This is a genomic window from Myroides odoratimimus, assembly GCF_030326305.1.
Lineage (GTDB): Bacteria > Bacteroidota > Bacteroidia > Flavobacteriales > Flavobacteriaceae > Flavobacterium > Flavobacterium odoratimimum_A.
This window is the reverse complement of the sequence record NZ_JACAKB010000057.1, coordinates 1-5287: the sequence shown is the minus strand read 5'-3', so window position 1 is coordinate 5287 and position 5287 is coordinate 1. Positions and strand designations below refer to the sequence as shown.

11 protein-coding genes are annotated in these 5287 nt (G+C 30.0%); all 11 read right to left on the bottom strand.

Features of this window, described 5'->3' with window-relative positions:
- Window positions 1–168 precede the first annotated feature (168 nt).
- On the bottom strand, window positions 169–1395 hold the full coding sequence (locus HX049_RS18000; protein WP_286417744.1) for a hypothetical protein: 1227 nt from the start codon (window positions 1393–1395) through the stop codon (window positions 169–171).
- A gap of 13 nt (window positions 1396–1408) precedes the next feature.
- Window positions 1409–1684: a hypothetical protein gene (locus tag HX049_RS17995; protein ID WP_286417743.1), complete on the bottom strand. Its 276-nt coding sequence runs from the start codon at window positions 1682–1684 to the stop codon at window positions 1409–1411.
- A gap of 8 nt (window positions 1685–1692) precedes the next feature.
- Window positions 1693–2283, bottom strand: coding sequence for a ParA family protein (locus HX049_RS17990; protein WP_286417741.1), 591 nt, complete (start codon window positions 2281–2283; stop codon window positions 1693–1695).
- A gap of 107 nt (window positions 2284–2390) precedes the next feature.
- A complete protein-coding gene (locus HX049_RS17985) occupies window positions 2391–2582 on the bottom strand; it encodes a hypothetical protein (RefSeq protein ID WP_286417739.1) in 192 nt (63 codons plus the stop codon).
- A gap of 3 nt (window positions 2583–2585) precedes the next feature.
- Window positions 2586–2861, bottom strand: a complete 276-nt coding sequence (locus HX049_RS17980) for a hypothetical protein (RefSeq protein WP_286417738.1) — start codon at window positions 2859–2861, stop codon at window positions 2586–2588.
- Entirely contained in the window at window positions 2861–3190 is a 330-nt protein-coding gene (locus HX049_RS17975; RefSeq protein ID WP_286417737.1) for a hypothetical protein, read from the bottom strand. The genes HX049_RS17980 and HX049_RS17975 overlap by 1 nt, the downstream gene beginning before the upstream one ends.
- Window positions 3180–3371: a hypothetical protein gene (locus HX049_RS17970; protein WP_286417736.1), complete on the bottom strand. Its 192-nt coding sequence runs from the start codon at window positions 3369–3371 to the stop codon at window positions 3180–3182. Before HX049_RS17970 ends, HX049_RS17975 begins: the two co-directional genes overlap by 11 nt.
- Window positions 3372–3931: 560 nt before the next feature.
- A complete protein-coding gene (locus HX049_RS17965; protein ID WP_286417734.1) occupies window positions 3932–4195 on the bottom strand; it encodes a hypothetical protein in 264 nt (87 codons plus the stop codon).
- A gap of 11 nt (window positions 4196–4206) precedes the next feature.
- Window positions 4207–4407 (bottom strand): hypothetical protein, encoded by a 201-nt coding sequence (locus tag HX049_RS17960; RefSeq protein WP_286417732.1) that lies wholly within the window; start codon window positions 4405–4407, stop codon window positions 4207–4209.
- Between the two features lie 2 nt (window positions 4408–4409).
- The gene (locus HX049_RS17955) at window positions 4410–4595 is read right to left on the bottom strand and encodes a hypothetical protein (protein WP_286417731.1); all 186 of its coding nucleotides are present in this window, start codon (window positions 4593–4595) and stop codon (window positions 4410–4412) included.
- A 73-nt stretch (window positions 4596–4668) separates the two neighbouring features.
- Window positions 4669–5121 carry a JAB domain-containing protein gene (locus tag HX049_RS17950; protein ID WP_286417730.1) on the bottom strand — a complete coding sequence of 151 codons (453 nt, stop codon included), beginning with the start codon at window positions 5119–5121 and terminating at the stop codon, window positions 4669–4671.
- Window positions 5122–5287: the final 166 nt, after the last annotated feature.

The window sequence follows — 5287 nt, the reverse complement described above, 5'->3', positions numbered from 1 at the left end:
ACTTCAGTCGAATTGTGCAAATACTTCAGTCGAATTGTGCAGTTGTATATTTTACTTCAGTCGAATTGTGCAATTTACCTTGTGACTTCAGTCGAATTGTGCAATTTATCCTTGATTTCAGTCGAATTGTGCAATTACCTTTAATAGAAATAGGGCATTTATAATGCCCTATTCTAAGAAACTATAACCTTTTGATTTGAGTAATTCTTTGATTACTATTATAAAATCCTCTCCCTGTACACTAACAGGTTTAACCCCCTCACTCTTACATTTATTTAAGAACTCTTGATAAGTAGAATTAAATACAGTATAATTATCATTCTCTATCCAATATGCTCCCTCTTTTCTGGGAGACATTCTATCTCTTAAAAAATTTCTTTGTTCATCACTTAGTTTATGTCTAAGCTTATAATAGGCTATCTTGTAATTAAAACTTTGCTTATCTATTGTATTAGAACTTGCGATTTGAATGTTAGGTTTTAGAATAATAGGTTTAAATATTATTCTACTACTATCTTCTTTATCTTCATAGTAATAAAAACTTCTTTGCTCCTTAATTCCTCCTTTAACTGGTTGGTCACAAATAGCCTTAACCTTATCAATAAAATTATCTTTTAAATTAGCATAATACTTGTAGTTTAAATTAAAATATTGATTAAACCACTCTTTACGAACTCTTAAACCGTTATCACTCATACTCATAATCATAGTATAGAATAACATTTTCTTTACGTCTGTGAGTTGATTTAAATGTTCTGTAAATAATATAGAGTAGTTATTACTTAAGTCTATGATTTTGTCAACCCAATATGTATTTACTAATACTATAAATTCTCCCTTATTATCATCAATATAGAAATTCTCTAACAGTCCCCCGTGTGTTCTATAAGTTTTACCGTTAGATTTTGTAATAGAGTACCATTGTTCCTTATATCGTTTTAAAAATACAAGTCCCTCCTCTAAGATTTTTCTAGACCGATTAGATACAAAATCTTTAGTTTTGTATCTAAATTGTATTGAAGTATCTTCTCTGTTTTTGATACCTTGCCAATAGTTATAATTATCAAGATTTCTCTTTTCACTTTCCTCTGCGTTAATCTTAAAAGTATTTCGTCTTAAATCACTAATGATTTTAACCATTACTCTTAAACTAACTACAGTAAACTCTAAAAGATAGTCTTTAGAATCGTTATCATATAACATTAAATATTCTTTACGAAAATCATTTGCTAAATGTATATATTGTTCTACCTCTAAAGAGGGAGAAATTTCTAAGTTATCAATATCAAACAAAGTGAGTTCCTTATTTGATCTCGAGACAATCCCCTCTTTAGCTTCTCTAGCTTCTATATTAGTCGTTATTGACTTTCTAAACTCCTCTTTCTCTTCATTCATAGCAATTTATGTTTTAACGCAAATCCTCAAATCTATATAGTAGAGCTTCAATAATAAGGTCTTTAGCGGACGTTTTCTCTCTTATAGCCTTTTCTTTTAACTTCTCTCTTAGAGATAAAGGTAAAGAGGTTGTGAAATTAACCGCAGGTTCTTTTGAAAGGTCGTCTAAAGCTTTTGATTGCTGTGCCTTTTGAATAACCTCTACAGGAGCAACGCCCTGTACAGGAGTACTAGGGTTTTCCATTACTCCTGTAAGGTCTGAAAACTTTGGTTTTTCTTTTTTTGCCATTGGTATATCTATTTTAATATGTTAATTATTTCTGCTATAACAGCCTCTACCTGTTGCCTTGCTTTAGGCTCATATTGCCCCTCTGAAATACGTTTTAATTGAACAGAGTAGTTAAATCTACTCTCTAATAAATTGACATTAAACTTTTCAAGTTCTTTGATTGCTTCTTGATTTTCTATTTCAATTGCTTCTCCATTACGAACTTGATTAAGTAGTACAAAACTCTTATGTATAAGATTATTATCTCTTAAAAGCTGTATTGTACCTCCTACAGCTCCAACATCATACAAATTAGGTTTAAGAGGCACTACAACAAAATTCACACTATCCTTAAAGTTATCTACACCGTCATAAAGATAAGGTGGAGTATCTATGATAATAACTTCATTTGGTAGCGCGTTAATCTGTTCTAGAGATAAATTAGAATGTACGTCAATTCCGTTGTTTTCGTATATCTTTCTAAAAGAAGATATAGAGCCCTGTGCGTCCATATCTACTAAAGCTGGAATAATACCCTCCGACAAAAAGTAATTTGCTAATGCTACTGCTATAGTGCTTTTCCCTACACCTCCTTTTTGGTGTGTTACAAGTATTCTCATAGTTTATTGTTTTATAAGGGATGTCCCTTGATTAATACTATACAAATATAGTAAATTATTACGTAAGTACATACGTACGTATGTACTTATTTTAAATAATAAAGCTATTAAATAGCCTTATTATTACACATATAGATAAATGCCCTAGCCCAACTCGGCAAAGGTTTATTTGCTGTTACAAGGTTCTTTATATTCTGCTCACTAGTTCCAATGATACTAGCGATATCTTTGTTTGTAAGTTTAAACTCTTTCTTAAACTTGGTAAAATCTTTGATTGTGTACAAGTCATATTCATTCATAATTCACTCTTTAAGTACCATTGCTATAAATGCACATACAGTTAAGTATATCACACAAAAGAATAGTAATACAATAATGTCAAAACTAGTAAAAATATCAATAGCATAGTTTAGACAAATTAATGCAATAAGTCCAAAAACCCAATAAAACAAAATAGCTAAGATATTTCCTATTGTTGTTCCTTGTTTCTCAATCATCAGTAGAACTGTCTTAAATAGTCCTACTATTGATACTATCGCTCCAATTAAAAAGACAGTTCTAACAAACCAAATTGTCATTACTCAATACTTTTAATCAGTATCAATACCTGTTCTATTGTGGCTCTTCTAAATCCATGCCACCCACAGTACATACCGTATATAATTTCGCTTTCCTCTTCTTCTTTATAAGAGTCTATGCACAAATCATCTATATATACCCTATATGATATTTCATTCTCTAGGGTAGTTTTAAAAATACTGATTCTATCTGTAATTAACTTTTCTTCGCGCTGGAGTAAATCTCCTAAAAGGTTAAACAATTGTTTCTCTTTATTTGCATTTACAATGTATTCTGTTTGCTGTTCTTGGTGCAAACCTATTCCGTCTCCTGTATAGTTAATTTTCATTTTCTGATATTTGATTAAATTCTACAATATTTACTTTACTCTGTAATAGAACTCTTGCGAGTTTTTTGTCTTTATTAATAGACTTTGAGTTTATATCTGCTATAGTCTTTAACAGACTATCAAACTCACCCTCATCTACCTTAGAGGGTTCTAAGTTATTTCTATTTAGAAACTCGCTCATATTCGCTTTAAACTGCTTATAAATAAGATAGTTTCTTATCCTCTTGATTATGATATAAATCAAAAAGATACCTGTAATTAAATACAACATACGTTTTGTTTTGTGAGGATATCCCTCGATTAATAATACAAATATACAAACAATATACGTACGTACGTATATACGTACGTAATTTATATTTATTGACTAGGCAAATTCTTTAATACAAATCAGTCTTTAAAGGAGTATGCAACTATTTATATATACATAAAAGAAACAACACAATGAAAAAAGAATGTATTAAGAATTTCATTTCAATTGCACTAAGTGCAATTAGCTTACTCCTTACAGGAGTAACCCCAATAGGTCTAACATTACTAGGAGCTAACCTAATAATTACAGTAATGGCAATATGTTACCGTAACAATAAGAATATCATTCTTATATACAATGCAATTAGCTGTATTGATATTGTTACAACCATTGCAATAATCTTAATCACACCCAGTGTGATTTTGATGATAATACTAAGCATAAACATAAGATTGTTTACTAGTAAAAGAGAGGTCAAATGACCTCTCTTATTTATTCTTAACTATTAGCTTTATATCTTTAATATCAAAAGCTCTACTATTAGATATAACAGTCGTACTATCACTAGAAATAGCCGTAAGAGGATATATATAATCTCCCTTTACTATTGAGATAGTATTTATCTCATGATCTCTCAAAACATTTATGTTATTACTATCTTTAGTTCTTTCGTCATTGAGATATTTTATCCCAACTAAAGTTCCAAATAAACCAATAAATAAAAAACCTAAAACCCAAATTCTATCATCCATAACTAATAATTTTAATTTTTACCTTGAAACCCTTGTTCTCTAGGTTTAGAATATTCCTCTTCCGTCTCTACAGGGTTGCGAAAGTCGCTACCTGTAAAACATAAATCTTTTGCATTGGTTAACGCTTGTTCTTCATTATTTGCTTTAACCAAGATAGAGCCTACACCGCCTACCTTCTTAGTATAAATTACCTTAAATGTTTTTGTCTTCATAACTATAATAATGGTTCTAACTCCTCCACAGCCTTACTAATATCTTCATGAGTAAAGTTGTAAACAAAGTTCTTATTAATAAATTTAACTTCTATCTTATTATTTAAACTGTCTATTAAAAGAGTTGGTTTAGACTTAGATTTCTCAATCAATTCAACTAGACAAATTAGCGTATCATATTTATACATACGTTTTATTTTAAAATTACTATTTAATTTGATTTAAGAGGGAGAAAAACTCTCTCCCTCTATAAGTTCCTATTTATAGGATTCCATCATCTGCGAAGCTAAGATAAGAAACATCGGTAACGATTAAATGGTCAAGTAAATGTATATCTAATAGTTTACCAGCTTCTTTAATTTTCTTAGTGATTTGAATATCCGCATCACTAGGTTTAACTTTTCCCGATGGGTGATTATGTGATATTATTACACCTACTGCTAAAGCTTTTAAAGCTGTTGCAAACAATAATCTTACATCTACTACAGTTCCTGTTATACCTCCTGTAGATAGCCTATAATGTCCTATAACTTGGTTGTTATTATTAAGAAACAAAGCTATAAAATGCTCTCTTATTTCTATATCACTACCATATAAGGGTAGCAAATAATCATAAGCACTATAAGAAGATACTACTTGATAACGTTCTACATCTTTATGCTCCTTAACTAAATTTAATTGTATTTCTTGATACAAATAAGTTTCTGTACTCATACTCTTGTTTTGTTTTGTGAGGATGTTCCTCGATTAATAAATTGATTTTTGTTTTGTTTTACGTATGTACTTACGTACGTACGTATTACTTAAAAGGTTGAATTTCAATAAGTCAAAGAGCGTTGAGTTGTTTCTCTCTCTATTTCTATACTGCTAATATACGGCG

What these genes read in the sequence shown, in the direction of transcription:
- HX049_RS18000 (WP_286417744.1), bottom strand. Translation starts at nt 1,395, where the DNA reads ATGAATGAAGAGAAAGAGGAGTTTAGAAAGTCAATAACGACTAATATA.
- HX049_RS17995 (WP_286417743.1), bottom strand. Translation starts at nt 1,684, where the DNA reads ATGGCAAAAAAAGAAAAACCAAAGTTTTCAGACCTTACAGGAGTAATG.
- HX049_RS17990 (WP_286417741.1), bottom strand. Translation starts at nt 2,283, where the DNA reads ATGAGAATACTTGTAACACACCAAAAAGGAGGTGTAGGGAAAAGCACT.
- HX049_RS17985 (WP_286417739.1), bottom strand. Translation starts at nt 2,582, where the DNA reads ATGAATGAATATGACTTGTACACAATCAAAGATTTTACCAAGTTTAAG.
- HX049_RS17980 (WP_286417738.1), bottom strand. Translation starts at nt 2,861, where the DNA reads ATGACAATTTGGTTTGTTAGAACTGTCTTTTTAATTGGAGCGATAGTA.
- HX049_RS17975 (WP_286417737.1), bottom strand. Translation starts at nt 3,190, where the DNA reads ATGAAAATTAACTATACAGGAGACGGAATAGGTTTGCACCAAGAACAG.
- HX049_RS17970 (WP_286417736.1), bottom strand. Translation starts at nt 3,371, where the DNA reads ATGAGCGAGTTTCTAAATAGAAATAACTTAGAACCCTCTAAGGTAGAT.
- HX049_RS17965 (WP_286417734.1), bottom strand. Translation starts at nt 4,195, where the DNA reads ATGGATGATAGAATTTGGGTTTTAGGTTTTTTATTTATTGGTTTATTT.
- HX049_RS17960 (WP_286417732.1), bottom strand. Translation starts at nt 4,407, where the DNA reads ATGAAGACAAAAACATTTAAGGTAATTTATACTAAGAAGGTAGGCGGT.
- HX049_RS17955 (WP_286417731.1), bottom strand. Translation starts at nt 4,595, where the DNA reads ATGTATAAATATGATACGCTAATTTGTCTAGTTGAATTGATTGAGAAA.
- HX049_RS17950 (WP_286417730.1), bottom strand. Translation starts at nt 5,121, where the DNA reads ATGAGTACAGAAACTTATTTGTATCAAGAAATACAATTAAATTTAGTT.